Genomic DNA, 16924 nt, shown 5'->3' with positions numbered 1-16924 from the left:
CACTGTGTGGATCAACCAGCCAGCCCAAAGCCAACCAAGCGAAGATCCACTGTCTCATTTGACTTGACATCTACCGGTGGGCATCTCGATCGCCAGGTCGGAGGTGGTGAGGTGGCATCACCGACCCCAAGGACCGTCGGACGATCCCGCAACAACCACTGCCCCTCATCCGGGTCGATGTCAGGGACCCGTACCCGCTCCGCCATCAGCGGATCATCCCGGTCGCGCTGCGAAACGCGTCCACCACGCCGACCGAAATCGGGTGAGCAATACTCGGCTACGGCATTAGCTAGTCGGACCCAATCCGGTTGACCAGTGCACCTTGCTGCGCCTTGAGTGTAGTGAAGGTGTCGTGAATGTAGTCCACGAACGCAGCGCCAGGGTGCCCGACCAGGGCCCGGCCGGACGCGGGCGCGCCATCGTCACTGAGAAGCACCTCCTCGGCGGTGACATGCGCGCAGAACTGTAAGAGGGGTGCTGGGACCGCTCCCTCGACAATGAGATCCGCCCGGTTAATGATCAGATCTTTCATCTGGCGGTTCGTGGGCATGAAGGCGAGCCGCCTCCACCGGTCCCATTCGCGCTGGTCCTGCTCGTTCAATGTCGCCGAGTGGCGTTCCCGTTGGGACGGAAGCCCATCCGAGCGGAGAGCTTCCCATAGCGTCTCATTGACATCAGACAACGCTAGCAGAGGCCCGTAGAGCTCCTGTATCTGCGCATTGACCCGACCCAGTCGTGCCTGTTGGCGACTCATGAGAAGAGTGCTGCGCTGGTTGAGATAGAAGCCAGCCAACGCGATAACTAGGCTGGCGGTTGCGGTGAAAACGGCGGCGGCCATACCCAGCTTCCCGAACTCGTCAACTTACCAGGCCGCCCGGCGGGCGGCTGTCATTACGGCGGCACACACCACTGGACCGCTGCGGCCCGAACGGCCACCGACGGCTCGCTGGGCGGTGCGGGCAAGGTACCTAGAAGAGTAGCGGCTCGGCGTGCGTCGCCAGCGTCCGACCATTCAGTGCATTCGCTGGTCATCCTAGTATGCCGCGGTGAAGCTACGATCGGAGGCCGTTGGCCTGCCGGCCTAGTAGGTCCCGCATCCGGTGACGCGCCTCCGTGGCGTAGGTGGCCACCGGCGCGCCGGACACGGTCATGCGGGCGAGGTCGCCGCGGGTGGACGTCGCTGCGGAAATAGCGGCCGCGCCACACGTGACCAGCTTGAATGTGAAACCGCTCATGTGGCGGCTGCGGACAGGGTGGCCTATGTGGAGCGGCGTCGAGAGCCGTGACCTGCGTGCATGCCGATTCTAGCGACGGCCACACGCCCGTTCGAGCCTGGAGTCAGTAGCTGCGCGCGTTCAGGCCCCGCCGGCTGCTTCCCCACATGGGACAGCCCAGGGTTTAACGATCATAATGGAGTGGCTGCGCTTTCTCTGCGGCGCTGCTATCATCACGATCAGTGACGGGTGGCGGCGTAATCTCGTAGCCCACCGGGCCGGCATCCGACCCATCGGATGGAGGAAGATGCATTCCCCCTCCACGCGTCGCGAGGTGCATTCATGGACCTCGGCCCCGCCCCGGCGCCACCGAAGCACTGCTCGGCGGCCGCGCGAAGCGACTCAACGCCGGCTTACCCACCGGGTCTGTCACGAGATCAGGCCCTGGCAACGGGCCCCGCCAGGACCAGCATCAAGGTGAGCTGGATAGGCCTGCGGCGGGTCAGCAACGCTGGGCGTTCGCCGGCCAGGGCGTCAAGGTTCCGCCCGCGAGCCTCGTCGATCGACGAGAGGAACGTACGAAGACCCTGTGCTACCAGGGCAGGCCGCTGCACGACGGGGGTGTGAGGCCGTGACGGACAATATTGTGTATGTCTCTCATCCAGACGAAGACGGGCAGTCCATCGAGACTGGACTGGCCGACATCACTGGCGTCGATCTGGAGCTTCTTCCAGGCATTGACGAGCCTGCGGTGGTGAGCAACCGAAAGGCGCTGATAGAGGACGCGCTTTTGCATGAGCTGGCCGTGGCGCAGTACGAAGGACTTCCGTGGCTGCCACCCTTGGTACCAGACGGCGAACGGGGGTCCTCTGTGAATCCGCCTGATCATCAGTCGTCCCAGCCGTCTGCCAACCAAGCAAGGTGAGCGTTGGGATGAGAACAGGTCACTCGATGTCGCCCCTGCGCATGCACAGGATCGGCTTCGAAGACTTCGACGCACTCGCCGCAGGCCGGGGCGACCTCGAAACAGTCCGCCTGCTGTGGTCGACGGAGCTCAGTCGTCGTCTCCTCCTCGTGCAGACGGTAGTAGAGGTAACTCGCGGCCTGCCTGCGGCCCGCTTCTCCGACCCTTTGCTCCCCGGCCTCGTCACTGAGGCCTACCGTGTCCTAGCGGCTGCTACGCGACGGCGCCGTGACCGAGTCGTCGCGGTTCTAATGCGGCCCGAGGTGGGTGGGTGGGTGACGCGATGCCTACGGCAGGTATTGCGATGCAGGAACGAGGGTGCTCGAGCGAGCGTGGCGATGGAGGCCGACCTGCACCATCTCTGCGTGATTGCGGTCGCGGCGGCGGCGCAAGCCGGTGAGCCCGTGACGCTACCGGTCCGTCCGAGCGTCGACGGCTGGCTACGGCTGCCCGTTCTCGGCGACCTATTCGTCGGCGTACAGACCGGGACACGCGCGCTGTCGGCGACGGTGACCGAACGGCCAGCGACGCTCCGCGTCGGCGATCGGACGGTCAAGCTGGCAGCGGGGGGTGAAGCGACAATCTGGCCCGACGACTGTGACTCGTCTCCGTTGCGCGCACCAGTCTGGCTCCGCCTCGGAGCGGCGGACCAGACGCTCGCCGTCGCGCTTCAGACGGATCCGGGATCGATCGGCCTCGATTCCTTCGCCGGGTCCGATGGTCTGACACCCGTTGGGTTCCGCGAATGGTCGGTGGTGCTGGGCCGGGGGTGGCGCCTGCTGGTCGAACGCGACCCCGATCGGGCCGCAGTGGTCGCGGCGACTCTGACGACGATCGTGCCGCTGCGGGCGGCGTGCCGGACGGCGCATGTCTCCGCGACATCGGGCGACGCGTTCGGGGCTGTCGCCATGACCCGTCCACCGGATCCGATGACGGCCGCGGCCGCGCTGGTCCACGAGGTCCAGCACGCGAAACTGTACGCGCTGCTGCACGTGGTGGAGCTGATCGAGCCGGCGACGGACCGGCAGGCGTGTTACTACGCGCCTTGGCGGCCCGATCCCCGACCTCTCACCGGATTGCTGCAGGGCGCTTACGCATTTCTCGGCCTCGTCGAGTTCTGGGGTTCACTTACGGCGTCGCGCGACCCTGAGATAAGGCGTCGCGCGGCGGCCGAGATTGTCAGGTGGCGAGGCAGTGTCAACCTAGTACTCGACGTTCTGGCAGCATCAAAGGCCGTTACGCCGCTCGGTCGGCGCTTCCTCGGGGGTATGCGCTCGACCATGAAGGTTTGGCAGACGGTGGCTGTCGACGGCGACGTTGCCGCCGCGGCGCTACACTCCGCTGCTCAGCACCTGATGGACTGGACGTCACGCCACGGCGGACTTGCCAGCTGAGCCGCCGTTGACACGTAGATTACGGGCGAGGCGGGTCATCCGCTGCGCAGCCTCAGAGACCCTGGTCTGGAAAAGGGTCACGCCGAGCAGCTGCCGGCCGCCGCCCAGCATATGAAAGTAGAACGCACCTGACTCGACATCGAGCACCAGCCGCTCTGGCCGTCCCGGGCTCTGACCGGCCGTCGTCGTCATGAGCCAGTCAAGCTGACCCGCGACAGACTGTAGCAGCTGTCCGGTGCGCTCGTACTGCGTGCGACAGTGCATCGAGCTCAGGCCACCGAACACGACGGGCGCGAGCCCGTCCAGAACGTCTACGGAGAACTGCCAGCTGCCCTGGTCGAAATGTCCCACGAAGTGCAGGTCAGCGAGATCGAGTTCCGCCATGCAGCGGGAGACGACGGGCCTCACGCTGTCGGGCGCGCGCAGCGAGCGTCGTTCGCGTTGCGGACCGGTGTCCGGCGTAGGAGCGTCCGCGGGCGCGGGATGCTCGACGAGTTCGCCGTAGCTCCGAGGTGCTAGGCCGTCGTACTCGATGGTTTTCTCGGCTATCGTCGCCATCGCGGCGTCAGCCGGAACTACTCGGTCCTTGCCCAGCGCCAAGCCGACAAAATACTCGTTGCCCTGAATCCAGTACCAGTAGACCCCGGCGTCCTTGAGCTCGAGGATCGTTCTGGTCAGGCGGCCGGTGCGTGCCGCCGTGAGCACCCTGGTCATCTCGGCCAGCTCGTAATTGAGGCGCCGGCCAAGTGTGATCAGGTCATGCCGCAGCCGGTCCACGTCAAGCGGCGGGTCCGCGAGGCCGGCAAGGAGTGTGCCGTCGTCGAAAGCGTCGACCGAGAACGTAGCCTCGCCGTCAACGAAGTGGCCGACGTGATGGAGCAGGTTGGTTCCGACCTGTGATCGACAGAGCTCGACCAAATCGTTCATCCGGTTTTCGGCCGCGGAACCGGAGCCGTCTATCCAGTAGCTTAATACTCTCGGTCCTGGTGGCTCGGGCGTCCTGGACGCTCTCATTAGTTTCCCCCGTGTGATACGCGTTCTTTCATGGCAGCGGTATTTCGGTGAGGATGTCCTCGCGGGCTGGATGGGTGTCGTCCGGAGCCTCCACTCGTGCGTCCCGGAGCTGGCTGTCGGCCAGATTGCGGGCCGCGATGAGAGTATCGGGATAAGTCTGCCCATAGAAACGGTCGAAAGCGGAGTAGGAGGCCTGATCCACCGCGAACGCTGCAGCAGTCTGGCCGTCCGCGATGAGGTTGTTCGCATGGCACACTGCCACCGCGAGAGTGAAATGATGGCTGGGTCCGACCTGGTCGTTGGTGCTCAGTCCCCGGTAGGCCGCGGTGCTCAGCCGCAGCGCCTCGGCCGGGTCCCGCCCACGCACGAACACCGAGACATTGGCCTGGCACAGGTACACAAATGGATGAGTCTCGCCGTTCATGCCGGCGAAGCTGGACCGGTAACGGGCGAGCAGCACTTCGCCCGCCGTCTGGCCGGTCGATGTCTGCCCCAGGAGATGGCGGTCAATCGCCAGGCTCATCTCGCACGCCATGGTCGCGGGATGGTCGGGACCGGCACGGTCGTCCTCGACGTACCTGGCCAGTGCCTGCGTGTGCTGGCTGCGCGCGAATGTCAGCTCACCCTGCAACCGGTTGGCGATGCCGAGAAGCCGGTCGGCGAAGTTAAGCTGTAGTGAGTCGCCAGTCTTGCTGAAGTATTGGACAGCTCCTTGCAGGAGGGGCACTGCCTCATCCGTGAGCCCAAGTTGGTTGTACCGGGAGGCGAGGGACAGTGCCGCAGACCAGGTCTGCGGGTTCTTCATTCCGGTCACATGCCGTAGTTGCCACCATGTTTCCCTGGCGCGATGATAGGCTGCCTGCGGATCACCCGCCAGAAATTGCGAGTGGGCGAGGTTTCTTGCCGCCGCCAGGGTCATGATGTCGTCGTCACCCAGAAGCGTCCGGAACGATTCGTACGCCTTCTGATCGATCTCCAGCGCTTGCTGCAGGCGTCCGGCCTGCCGCATGTCTGAGGCCCGGGTGGTCGCCGTCCGGAGAGTATCGAGATGCTCCCGGCCCAGGACTTCGACCTGAAGGTCGTAGATCTGCTTGCCGAGAGCGGCGGCCTCCTGCGTCCGCGACAGGGCGCGCAGCGCGTTGCCGACATAGTGGCCGAGCCAGAGGCGGAGGTCGTCGCGCTCGGGCCACTTTGTAATCAGCGGCTGGGCGAGGCTCAGAACCTCGTGCGGCCGCCCGGTCCGCAGCAGGTAAGAAGATTGCTGCACCAGCCACCGGCGGGCGTCGCGCGTGTCACTGTCAATGACGCCGCAGTGCGGCAGGTGGCGCTGCAATTCGGCGTAGCGTTCGTCGTCCCGGTCGGTGGGGCTCGGGCTCCAGGCCGGCACGTACGAGGCGAGCACCTCGGTGATCTTTGTCTGACGCTCGGCGGCCAGGCCGCCGGCCTCGGTACGTTTACGCATCATCATGTAGACCAGCCGGGGTAGGCTGATCTGGCGGTCGGTGTCGTCCGCCACCCGGCTCAACCGATTTCGGTTGAGCTCACCTAGCACCGGCGACACTGAGCGGCGCAGTCTCACGACGTCGCTCTGTGTGGCGAGATAGTCGATCATGGGCGCGGACTGCAACACATCCATTGACACGCCATCTGGAGACAGGTAAGCACAGAGCTCCAATAACAGCCGGGCGGCCGGGCTGGCCTGCTCGAGCGCGAGCGACCAAGCCGCGATCACACCGGCGGGGGCGACTGCCGACGCGTCAGCGGCCTGCGCCACCGAATCGAGCTGCTGCTCGAAGCTGGCCATGAATTCGCGAGCGGCGTCGGCGGCGGGTACTCCCGAGCCGGCTATCCAGCGGGCCGCGCGCTCCAGCACCTCGGGCACCGTTCCGAGCCGATCGATCAGCTCACTGACCGTCGTCGGGTCGACCGCTGCCCAGGTGGACAGTAGACCGAGTGCCTCGGTCTGATTCATCTCCTCGACCGGCAGAGAAACCACATCGTCAGGCCAGCCAGTACCGTCGCCGGACGAGGTGATCAGAATGTGGCCCCGGCGGGACGGCGCGGGCAGCAGCTCCGCGACCACGCTTGGACTGATAGCCTCGTCATAGATCAGCAGCCACCGGCCCCGCACGTCGCCTCTGTGCAGGCCACCGAGGAGCCCGTCCACTCCGTCGCCGGTCTGCAGCGGGGTCGCAAGGTTCATCCGGCCGAGTTCCGCCCGCAGCTGCAGGAGGCGGGCGCGCACCTCATCGCGGCTATACGCCGGGATTCGCCAGATGATGTCGTAGTCCGCGCCGAACCGGTGCACAAACTCGCGTGCGATCGCGGACTTGCCGAAGCCACGCGGCCCGTACAGCAACAGCGGCGAGCTCGGCTCCCAGCCCAGGTGGGTGCGCATGCGGTCCAGGTAGTCGCTGCGACCGACGAAGCGCGGGCTCGCATCGCTGATGTTCGTCGCGCCTGGCACGAGGCATGGGAACCGGGTGCCTGTGTCTGCGAGACTGGGCCTTCGTATGCCTTCCCAGCTCAGGCCCAGCCGGTCGAAGAGACGTCGGCGCGCCTCGTCGGCGCTCGCTCCCTCAAGGTGGAGCTTGTCGAGAACAGCAATGTTCTCCGGGAGGTCGAAATGCTCGACCGGGATCGCGACGACCCCGGGGACACGGCCCGTGACCCGGTCGAAGCGATGACCGATCACCTTGCTCAGCGCGGATTCCCAGGGCGGGTCAAGCAGATCCTGCGTGAGCGGGACGACTACCACATCCGAGTCGGCCAGCAACTCGCCGATATCCGGGTCGGTAGGCAGGTCCTTGACCAAGACGTTCACCCGGCTGGCCTCGTCCCGCACCCACTGCGCCCACATCCGCGCCCGCGGCGCCGCAGCGATTACCACAGACGACGTCCGCACGGGCGCTTTACGCTCGTACTTGGCGAGCAGGTCGAGCCGTTTCGCCTCACTGATCGGCCGGTACCGCTGGACCGCGCCGCCCGTGATGTACCCGGTCAGCCGCTCGTACGCGGTTAGCGGTGCGTTCGCCTGTCCTGGTGCTTCGGCGATGGCGGCGAGCACCTCCTCGAAGGCGTAATAGGGCCGATAGGGAATCTCGACGGCATCCCAGTACTCCGTGCGAGCGGCCTTGTCAAGCCCTCGGGGCAGCTCGCCGAACGCGGCCCGAGCGTATTTTCGGCTTTCCACGAGCTTCTCGAGCTCGTTCCCCTCCACCCGCATGGGAACGGGCAGGACACGGATCTCACGTCCGTCCCGTTCGGCATCGATGTCGAACGCGACCCCCGCGCCACCGTTGATCGCCTGAGTGCTCATGGTGAACCCGACTACGACCGTGTCCGGGAGCAGTTTGGTACAGACACTCGCATTGTCGCTCAGGCCGGTCCTGCTGTCTATGAGAATGTAGTCGTAGTCGCCGGCTAGCATGGCGGCCCGCAGGTCCGCAAAGAAGGCGCGGCCTTCGTAGTTGTCGAAGAACTCGGTCCACCGCATCGTGGCGACGGCGGGTTCGTACCCGTCGTGCTGGCGGCCCGGGCCGAGGAAGTCGATGGTCCCCCAGTCCTGCTCCGGCATCTCGAGCCGCTGCACCCGCTCCGTCAGATCGGTGCACTGGCGGCGCCATGCGTCCGGCTTCATCCCGGGGGGCGGCTGGAGCGCATACCCGCGAACCATGTCGATGACGCCGTCGTACTCGGCAAGCTCGGGATCGAACATGAGCGGGTGAAGGTAACGGTTCAGCCCCGGCGACTCGAGGTCCCAGTCGGCGACGAGCACGTTCTTCCCTGCACTGGCGAGAATCCAGGCCACGTTAGCGACCGACATCGTGCGACCGACGCCGCCCTTGAATGAATAGAAGGTGACAATACGGCCGTTCTCGGTCACTTACTATGCTCCAGGCCAGGTAGTCGTCGTCGACGTAGCACCGGTTTGCCCGAGGGTCGGGGGGCGTCGGCGTCCGGGGATGGCGCGACCGTCGGCCAGTCCGCTCGAGGGAGGCCGATCAACGCGTTCTGAGCCCGAATCGCTGCTGGTACCACGGAAGCCGCCAGCTCGGCGTGGCTGTCGACCTCGAGCCAGTGTATGTCCGTGATCGTCCCCCCGGCGGTCAGGTGTTGTGCCAGCTCCGATCTTAGAACATCCAGATGTGATCTCGTTTCTGGGTCTGCGGTACCGAAGGCGACAAGCAGCGCGGAGACCGGGCTGTGATCGCCCAGCTCTGCGGCTATCGCACGGACCGTACCCTCGTGCTGAGTAGACCGGACCAGCCACAGGTCCAGTAGAATCACCAAAACGCGCTGCTCGTCGCGCGCCGAGGCAAGCTCGGCGCCGAGCCGGCTCCCGGGCCGGTAGGCAATGACGTCATGGATTGCCGCCGCCTGCAGCGCGGCTCGGGCCGTCGAATATGCGGTCTGTTCGATCAGCGGAAAGAAAGGGCGCCAGTCGGTCGCCTCGGCGCCGTAGAACTGCCGCGCGGTCCTTTCGGCTGGCTGGTCCGCCGCCGCGGCCGCACCGACGACCACCCCCACGCGGCCGATGCCGCGTGCGGGCACGGACCGGCGGGCGTCCGGCGGCGGCAGACTCGGCAGCGCAACCCCGGGCGTATCCGGCGGTGTGGACCGTCTGTGCGCGGGATCGATGGGCCGGGTGGCGGCGCCGGCGGCGCCGAAGGCGGCGTGCATCGGCACGTGAGCGATGTCAGCCTCGGTCATCGTGGGGAGGGCCGTGCGCATCCCGTCGACCATCAGACGGGCCACTTCGCGGACAACCGCGCGATAACGCCCGGCCTGGTCATCATCGTGAGCAAGGCCACGCACCCCGCCGGGTCCACCCCCGGCGCCAGCGATCGACGGTGGCAGGCTACTTGCCAACTGCACTGCCGCCGGTATCTGTTGGGAGTGAATTCCCCACGGTATTCCTACCAGTGCTGCAGGATCCGCTCCCGTGCGCCGCCTATACCAGCGGCAGCGCTCGCCGACGATAGACCATTCCGCGCCGCATCGGATACTCGAGAAATATGCGTGAGAATATAGTGCGACGAATATGTCGCAGGTGAGGGCCACAGTGGACCAGCCGATGTCGCCTTGTTGGGCCTGCGGCGCAAAGACTGTGTCGACGGCGGAAGGGATGCCGTGGGCCTGGCTCCGGAATGCTGTTCGGAGATCGCTGACAAACGAGCGGGTAACCGCCGTATCCCCGTCCGATGCATAGCTGATGAAAACCGTATAAGTCAACCCCCGGCCCTCCGGCTGCCCACAGATTCCCGGGGCCTTGGGGGGGAGTGGGTCGCCGGCAGCTGTCCGGAATGGTGTGGACGGAGCGCAGGCGGGGATGCGAGCGGAGCTTTCCGCCCGGCGTCGGGCTGGTAGAAGCAGCCCAAGCCCATCACCTCATCCCCCCGTCTGAGGCTCCGCGGTGGCGGCCCTAGTCCGGCCCGCTGGCCCGGCTCGGCGGTCGTGCGACCGCAAGGAATGCCATGAGCGGAGTCATCGTAGCGCACTGAGGGCCACCTGGGCCCTTCCTTGACCCCAACTTGCCCAGAATTTTGGACTCGAAGTCGCCCTCTCCTCCCGAAAGTGCAGGTCACCGGCCATGGTGGGCATTGCGCCCGGCGGACCAGGTAGCGGTATGGTCTGGGCGTCACGATCGCTCAGGGTGAGGCTGGTCGGCTCAGCATTTGGCTGCGGGGGAACAGGTGCGTTATTACTTCTCGATCAGCTATTCGCGCGGAACTGGCGACGTCGGCGTCCCCCGGTTTCACGCCGACCTCGAACGCTGTCTGCGCATGCGCGCCGGAGGGCTAGTCGTCGGTGCGCTGGGGACATCGCCGCAGGTAGGAGGCCTGAGCTCACAGGCTCCCACGGCCGCGACGACCCCCGTGCTGGTGGCCCTGCTCTGCGATGCCTATGCGCGGGACGCGCGTTGTGGCCTGGATTGGGCCACGTTTATGGAGCGGGCAGCAGTGGGCATGGCAAGGGGCACTCAGGCTGCGTTGATCCCCGTGCTGTGGCGCCCGATGACGGAGGTGCTACCGGCGTCAGTCAAGGCCATACCCCGTTGGGAGCCCCCCGTATACGCGGACAAATATGCGATGTGGGGCATGCGCGGGTTGCTGCTAAGGCGGGAAAAGAACTATGGCGATCTCGTCGACCTGCTCGCGGCGACGCTGTTGGACGCATATAGCTACCGCCCGCCGGAATTGCCCACTTCTCGGACCAGCTCGATCGAGCCCGCGTTCGGTGTGCCGGCACCATCGGAGCAGCCGCCGGTGCCCCGGCGTCCGGGCGCGGTTGCCGCACCGAATATGCAGCCGCTGCCTGTCACAGTGGTCATCAGCTATGCGGGCCCGGACCGAAGCTGGGCTGACTGGGCTCACAAGCAGCTGGCCCCGCGGTTCCGGGCAGTCACGCTCGAGCGCCTGCCCAATGGCGACGCCACCACGACGACCGGGGTCCTTGAAGAGACGCGGACGCGGGCGGGACTCGTCGTGGCCTTGCTGTCCCGGAGCTATGCGGCGACGCTCCCGGGAGAGCGGCTGGATTGGATGAGGATCCTGACCGACGGTCAGGGCGCGTCCGCTACGATGCTCGGGGTGAAGATCGATCGGGCCGCGATCCCGGTGGAGCTGCGTGGGCTGCCCGGCGTAGACATCAGCGAGGCGACCGCCACCCGGGCCGCGATGTTGGTGGACGCGGCGATCGCCGTCTGTTGACCGCTGTGGATTGCCAGGCGGAATGGCCGATCACCGACCGGGACCCAGATGACCTGCCCCCGGTGTGGAACCTGCCCGTCCGCAATGTCCTGTTCGTGGGTCAGGACGACGCCATCGAGCGGGTCGCCGAGCTGCTGCGCGCACGTCGCCGAGCCGTCGTGTGTGGACCCGCTGGCCAAGTGGTGTTCGGCAGGACCCAGACGGCCATCGAGTACGCCTACCGGTACCACCTTCACTACGACGCCGTCTGGATGTTCGGCCAGCGTGACGCTCGGCCGTTGTTGGAAGAACGAGACGAGTTCGAGGCGCGGATACGCGCCGCGAGCCTCGGCCGCGACTCACGCGTTCTCATGATCGCGGACCGGCTCGACGCGCTCGACGCGTTGCCTGCGAGCCTGTCGGACCACCAGCGCCGGCATCTCCTCCTGATCCGCCAGGTCGCGGGTCCCGACGGCGAGGGACAGGTCCTGCTGGGCCCACTCGACCCGTGGAGCACCGAATACCTGCTGCACAGCGTCGCGCAGATCATCCCGGTAGAACAGCTGGCAGAGCTGGCCAGGCTGACGGAGGGCCACACGGCCGCTATCTGGACGGTGGCGCATCTCGTACTTTCCGGTCAGGCGACGCCGGATGCCTGCGTCCAGCTGCTGGGGCTGCGGCCGGCAGGGAGCCCGCCCGCAGCGGGCCCGACGAGTGGCGTGACGGCGAAACACATGCGTGATGAGGCGCTGGCGAGCCTCGCTGAGCTGCTCTACCGGGTCGAACAACTTAGCGAGCCTCAGGCTCTGGAACTGTGGCTGAAACAAGTAGAACGTCGGCTTAGACGGCAGCTCCCGCGCTCCACCTCCTCCTATCGGAAAGTCGTTCTGGGGACGCTCCTCGAACTAGCGGTCCAGCAGTCTGGACCCGAACTGTTGGACACCATGATCACAACCCTCGCGGAACTCGCGGACGGTGACCAGAACCTGCCTGCCATCAGGGCAGCGGCAGACCGTCTCCGCCAGACCTGGTAACGATCGCGTGACGGCCATAAGGAGGCCATGTGGACCGCGGTGACGCCTGGGGGCGGGGGCGGGAGACCGGCCAGGGACCGCCGACCTTCTTCACCAGTCACGTCGCCCGGGACGCAGATAACGCGCTCGTGAAGCGGTTTCACCACGACCTCGAGCGAGAGGTACGCCTACGGTTCACCGGAACGCCCAAACCGTGGGGCTTTCTCGGCGAGTCACACCTGTCAGTCGGTCAGCCCTTCAAGCCTGACTTACTCATGGCGCTCTGCACGGCCAAGGTCATGGTTGCGCTGCTCACCGACGCCTACTTCACTCGCCCATGGTGCGGTCGCGAGTGGGCGGTCTTCGCCGAGCGGGCCCGCCTCGCCGAGGCCGCTGGCCTGCCGCGCCCTCCAGTCCTCACGGTTCCCTGGCTGCGCCAGCGCGGGCCGTTCCCCGACAGCCTGCCTAGGCCAGTCCGTCAGCTTCAGCTGACGGCGTCATACCTGGACGAGATATATGAGGGGCTGTGTCTCGTCGACTTGATGAGACAACGCCCGGCGAATTATGACGACCTGATCATCGCGCTCGCGGATCTCGTTCTCGATGCGGCGGAGGCAGATTTGCTTGTGCTAGCGCCGGAGCGTGCAGCCGTGCTTTCCCCGTCCTTTGGACAGCAGGCGTCACCTGCTACACAGTGGCCGCAGTCTGATCGGCACATTCCTGCGGACAAGCTGCCGGCAGAATCAAGCCAAGTCGAGACCGACTGGTCGGCGGCGCTCTCCGCCGGCGAACGGCTGAGCGCCGCTTCGGACGGGCGCGCGAAGGACCTGCCGCCAGTCGACCGCGCGGCGGCACAAGCGCGGGACGAGGCGATCGGGCGTCTGGTCGAACTGATCGAGTCCGTCGATGTGCTCACGGAGCCTGCCGGCCTGGAGCGCTGGCTGCAAATCACCGAGCGGCTTTCGGGTCAGCAGCTGCCGCGGATCGCCTCCGCCTACCGGCACGTGGTGCTGTCCGGCCTCGTGGAATTGGCCACGCGGCAGCTGGGGCCGCAACTGCTGCAGGCTATGATCGACAGCTTGGCGCGCGTCACACCCGGTAATCCTATTCTGCCGGGTGTTCGCGCCGTCGCCGACGATCTCATCGACAATTGGTGAGCGGCCTGCGCCCAAGTCGACTCTCATCGTTGGGCGAGTATTCACTGCTGAACGGCCCCGGCCTGCCCGGGGGACTGACGTGCCCGAGTTTTGGTCTCATGGCCCTGATCCGGCGATCTAGTGGTCGGAACCTGTACCGTGCCACAACTCGATTTCGGGCCGTTGATCTGCGACTTCGCTGTCAGCGACGGTGGTGCATGATCGTAGCTCATGGTGGTGCGGATGGCGTATTTGGTCACGGTGCGGGTGTTCGGCTGTCTGGTCCTGCTGATGCGCAGCGACGCGGCGAGGACGGCGGAACTGCTGATGCTGCGCCACGAGGTCGCGGTCTTACGCCGTCAGGTCGGGCGGCCCCGGTTCACCTGGCCGGACCGCGCGGTCCTGGCCGCAGTGGCCCGACTGTTGCCCCAGGAGGTCCGATCACACCGCCTGGTGACCCCGGCGACGTTGCTGGCGTCGCATCGCCGCCTGGTCCGCCGACGGTGGACCTACCCGCATCGGATGGGCCGCCCGCCAGTGAACGACGAGCTGCGGGCGCCGGTGATCCGCCTCGCCCGGGACAACCCCACCTGGGGTCATCGCCGCATCCAAGGAGAGCTCTTCGGCCAGGGATATCAGATCGGCGCCGGCACGGTACGTCGGATCCTCGCCGGTACAGGCCTCGGCGGCCCCGCCCCACGTCGCCAGGCCGACACTGCCTGGCGCACCTTCCTACGAGCCCAAGCCAGCGGACTGCTGGCCACCGACTTCTTCCACGTGGACACGATCACTCTGCGCCGGCTGTACGTGCTGTTCGTGATGGAGATCCAGACGCGCCGCGTCCACATTCTCGGCGTGACCGCCCACCCGACCGGAGCCTGGGTCACCCAACAGGCACGCCACCTGCTCATGGACCTCGAGGGACGCCTCGGCACGTTCCGGTTCCTGATCCGCGACCGTGACGCAAAGTATCCCCGGGCCTTCGACGACGTGTTCGTCTCCGAAGGCATCCGGGTCGTGAAGACTCCGCCGCAGACGCCGCGGGCGAACTGCTACGCGGAGCGGTTCATCCGCTCAGTCCGCCAGGAGTGCACCGACCGAATCCTTCTCTACGGCGAACGCCACGCCACCGCCGTGCTCGACGAGTACGCCCGCCACTTCAACGATCATCGTCCCCACCAGGGGCGAGACCAGCGCCCGCCGAACGACGACCCGGCCGCCGTGGCACCCCTCGACGGCCCGATTCGCCGCCGCAAGGTCCTCGGAGGCGTCATCAACGAGTACCACCGCGCTGCCTGATCCAACAGCGAAACCGCAGGTCACGCCCCCGAATTGAGTTTTGGCACGCTACAGGTTGTGGCCCCCTGCCCCTGGATGATCGTCATCGTGTGGGTGGGTGAGTTCGCCGTCTGGGTGAACGCTGTGGCCGTTCTTCGGGCGGGCTTCCGGCTCAGTGGAGGAGGTTTTCGCCGAGCCAGTGGATGTGGTCGTCGGGCCGGGTGGTGGGAGTCGTCGGGACGAAGTTGGCCGCGTCGTTGGTGCTGCCGGTGCCGGTGTAGCGGGCAACGGTGGGATAGGGGTAGACCGGCCGGGTCCGGACGATGTGCCCGTTGGTGTCGGTTTGGGTGGCGATCGCCTGGGTGGGCGCTGTCCCGTGCTCGGTCCAGGTGACGAGTTGGTGGATGAGGTCGGAGGTGTCGGTGCTGGGGCCGCCTCCACCGCAGTGGAACATGCCGGGGAACATGAACAGGCGCGCGAAGGTCGTCGTGGCGGCTAGTCCACCCATGTGGTCCTGGACGGCCTGGTAGTAGGCGACTGTTCCCTCAGGCGGAATGAGGGCGTCCGCCCAGCCGTGATACATGATCAGTTTGCCGCCGGCCGCCCGGAACGCCCGCAGGTCCGGATCGAGCGCGTCGACAATGCCCGCCTCGGCCAGCAGCGAGTGGAAACCGGCGGCGGTGAAGCTCCAGTCCGACAGTGCGACACCCGGCTGTCCAGCGGGAAACGCAACATAACGCAGGTAGCCGTCCGCGGTGCTGGCAGCGAGGCCCGTCCCGCCTGGTGCGGCGTTGATCCAGGGGATGGGTGGGCCGGCCCAGGACGCTTCCGATCCGGGTTCCTCCCCGCCCGGGTAGAGCAGCTGCCCCGCAGTGTCGACAGGCGGGGAGTAGATCGTCCGCACGGCCGTCACCTGGGCCTGGGTCAGGCAGTCAGGCCGATCGGTGCCGTCCGGGCACCGCATCGACGTCGGGTCGAAGTGACAGGCGCGCGGGTCGTCGATCTGGCCGTCGACAAGCCCGTCGAGGCTGTCGCAGGCCGCGAGCACCGCGGCGTGCAGCGCGGGCAACTTCGCGGCGGTGAGGATCGGCGCCCCGGTCGGGTCAGTGTTGGCACGCGCCACCCACGCGGTCGCTTCGGCGGGCAGGAACGGAAAATAGGCCGCCGGCGCACCCGCGATCACTCCGTTGAAATCATGCGGATAGCGCTGGACCTCGACGAGCGCCTCACGCCCGCCATCCGAGCAGCCGTTGAAATAGGAATAGATCGGGGGTCGTCCGTAGTACAGGCTCATGATTTCTTTCGCGGCGACCGCCACCACATGCACGCCGCGATAGCCGAGATCGACCCGTGCCTGCTCGTCGCCTGCCGCCCACTCCGCGCTGAACGGATTCGAGGTCGCGTGGCCGTCGTCCGTCGCAGCCAGCGCGAAATCCCCGCCGAGCTGGGCATCACAGGCCGGGAAGGAGGTCGGGATAACGAACCCGCACAGGCCACCGCAGCCCTCCTGCAGATACCGGCCCTGCCACGTGGCCACCGGCAGCTTCAGCTCGAAGTCGACTCGCGGGGCGACGAAGCCCTTGACGGAGCAGTACGCCGGAGCCGAACCGGCCGCCGCGACGACCACCGCCGACGTGATCCGCGTCGATGCCCCCGACAGACCCAGCAACCGTTGAGCCGACGGACCCGAACCGGCCAACGCCCCGCAGGCCAAAACCGGTCGGATCGCCCCAGACACCACCGGCCGAGCGGAGGCGGAACCTTCGGGGTGACCGGCCGACCCGCCCGCGCAACTCGCCAGGACCAGCCCCAGGGCGGCTCCCACCAGCACCCGGCCCCCACGTAACCACGCCCGGCGGCGTGGCTTGACGCCAACAAAGATCACGACGGTTCCTTCCACTGCCATCCGCAAATCAACCGACTGAACCGACGACCAAGTCCGTCCGCCGGGAATCTACAGTTCATGAGCGCTCACTCGCACGTCATTCCGGGTCCGAATTCACCGGACACGATCGACCTCGCCACATGCGGACTCCGGGCAGGGCCGCCGCGCTCGCAGTTCCGCGTGCCGTCGGGCGGGCCCGTCCCCCAACGGCCCAGGTTGGGCGTCGTGTGGGCGTTCAGGGCTGCGCCAGGATCGAACGGGTTGGCGTCGGTGGGGCCTGCGGTGCGGCCCCCGGCCCCTGCGGCGGGCGTGGCGGGTCTGTCCCCGCAGCGTC

Annotated in this window: 11 protein-coding genes; 6 read left to right on the top strand and 5 right to left on the bottom strand. The window is 66.8% G+C overall.

Annotated elements, in window-relative coordinates:
- Positions 1 to 289: 289 nt before the first annotated feature.
- Positions 290 to 838 (bottom strand): hypothetical protein, encoded by a 549-nt coding sequence (locus I6A60_RS37725; protein ID WP_203025152.1) that lies wholly within the window; start codon positions 836 to 838, stop codon positions 290 to 292.
- 1007 nt (positions 839 to 1845) lie between these two features.
- On the opposite strand from I6A60_RS37725, the gene I6A60_RS37720 reads away from it, so the two are divergent.
- Together I6A60_RS37720 and I6A60_RS37715 are read left to right on the top strand one after the other, a co-directional pair.
- The gene (locus I6A60_RS37720) at positions 1846 to 2139 is read left to right on the top strand and encodes a hypothetical protein (protein WP_203025153.1); all 294 of its coding nucleotides are present in this window, start codon (positions 1846 to 1848) and stop codon (positions 2137 to 2139) included.
- A 377-nt stretch (positions 2140 to 2516) separates the two neighbouring features.
- Entirely contained in the window at positions 2517 to 3572 is a 1056-nt protein-coding gene (locus I6A60_RS37715; protein ID WP_238437068.1) for an HEXXH motif-containing putative peptide modification protein, read from the top strand.
- On the opposite strand, the gene I6A60_RS37710 is transcribed toward I6A60_RS37715, so the two are convergent.
- From I6A60_RS37710 to I6A60_RS37700, 3 genes are all read right to left on the bottom strand, one after another.
- A complete protein-coding gene (locus tag I6A60_RS37710) occupies positions 3546 to 4499 on the bottom strand; it encodes a hypothetical protein (RefSeq protein ID WP_203025155.1) in 954 nt (317 codons plus the stop codon). The genes I6A60_RS37715 and I6A60_RS37710 overlap by 27 nt on opposite strands.
- A 115-nt stretch (positions 4500 to 4614) precedes the next feature.
- Positions 4615 to 8472 (bottom strand): FxSxx-COOH system tetratricopeptide repeat protein, encoded by a 3858-nt coding sequence (gene fxsT / locus I6A60_RS37705; RefSeq protein WP_203025156.1) that lies wholly within the window; start codon positions 8470 to 8472, stop codon positions 4615 to 4617.
- A complete protein-coding gene (locus tag I6A60_RS37700) occupies positions 8469 to 9404 on the bottom strand; it encodes a hypothetical protein (protein WP_203025157.1) in 936 nt (311 codons plus the stop codon). Before I6A60_RS37700 ends, fxsT begins: the two co-directional genes overlap by 4 nt.
- 878 nt (positions 9405 to 10282) lie before the next feature.
- On the opposite strand from I6A60_RS37700, the gene I6A60_RS37695 reads away from it, so the two are divergent.
- From I6A60_RS37695 to I6A60_RS37680, 4 genes are all read left to right on the top strand, one after another.
- Positions 10283 to 11299, top strand: coding sequence for a toll/interleukin-1 receptor domain-containing protein (locus I6A60_RS37695; RefSeq protein ID WP_203025158.1), 1017 nt, complete (start codon positions 10283 to 10285; stop codon positions 11297 to 11299).
- The gene (locus tag I6A60_RS37690; protein WP_203025159.1) at positions 11296 to 12312 is read left to right on the top strand and encodes a hypothetical protein; all 1017 of its coding nucleotides are present in this window, start codon (positions 11296 to 11298) and stop codon (positions 12310 to 12312) included. Before I6A60_RS37695 ends, I6A60_RS37690 begins: the two co-directional genes overlap by 4 nt.
- Positions 12313 to 12341: 29 nt before the next feature.
- Positions 12342 to 13448 carry a TIR domain-containing protein gene (locus I6A60_RS37685; RefSeq protein WP_203025160.1) on the top strand — a complete coding sequence of 369 codons (1107 nt, stop codon included), beginning with the start codon at positions 12342 to 12344 and terminating at the stop codon, positions 13446 to 13448.
- Positions 13449 to 13658: 210 nt separating this feature from the next.
- Positions 13659 to 14726: an integrase core domain-containing protein gene (locus tag I6A60_RS37680; RefSeq protein WP_203025161.1), complete on the top strand. Its 1068-nt coding sequence runs from the start codon at positions 13659 to 13661 to the stop codon at positions 14724 to 14726.
- 151 nt (positions 14727 to 14877) lie between these two features.
- On the opposite strand, the gene I6A60_RS37675 is transcribed toward I6A60_RS37680, so the two are convergent.
- Positions 14878 to 16374, bottom strand: a complete 1497-nt coding sequence (locus I6A60_RS37675) for a tannase/feruloyl esterase family alpha/beta hydrolase (RefSeq protein ID WP_203042521.1) — start codon at positions 16372 to 16374, stop codon at positions 14878 to 14880.
- Positions 16375 to 16924 lie beyond the last annotated feature (550 nt).

The organism is Frankia sp. AgB1.9 (genome assembly GCF_016786355.1).
Taxonomy (GTDB): domain Bacteria; phylum Actinomycetota; class Actinomycetes; order Frankiales; family Frankiaceae; genus Pseudofrankia.
Note: the sequence above shows the minus strand (reverse complement) of the source record. Positions and strands in the feature narration are given on the sequence as shown.

Bases quoted from the DNA above. Each gene is read 5' to 3' on its own strand.
- I6A60_RS37725 (WP_203025152.1), bottom strand. From the start codon at position 838: ATGGCCGCCGCCGTTTTCACCGCAACCGCCAGCCTAGTTATCGCGTTG.
- I6A60_RS37715 (WP_238437068.1), top strand. From the start codon at position 2,517: ATGGAGGCCGACCTGCACCATCTCTGCGTGATTGCGGTCGCGGCGGCG.
- I6A60_RS37710 (WP_203025155.1), bottom strand. From the start codon at position 4,499: ATGAACGATTTGGTCGAGCTCTGTCGATCACAGGTCGGAACCAACCTG.
- I6A60_RS37680 (WP_203025161.1), top strand. From the start codon at position 13,659: ATGGTGGTGCGGATGGCGTATTTGGTCACGGTGCGGGTGTTCGGCTGT.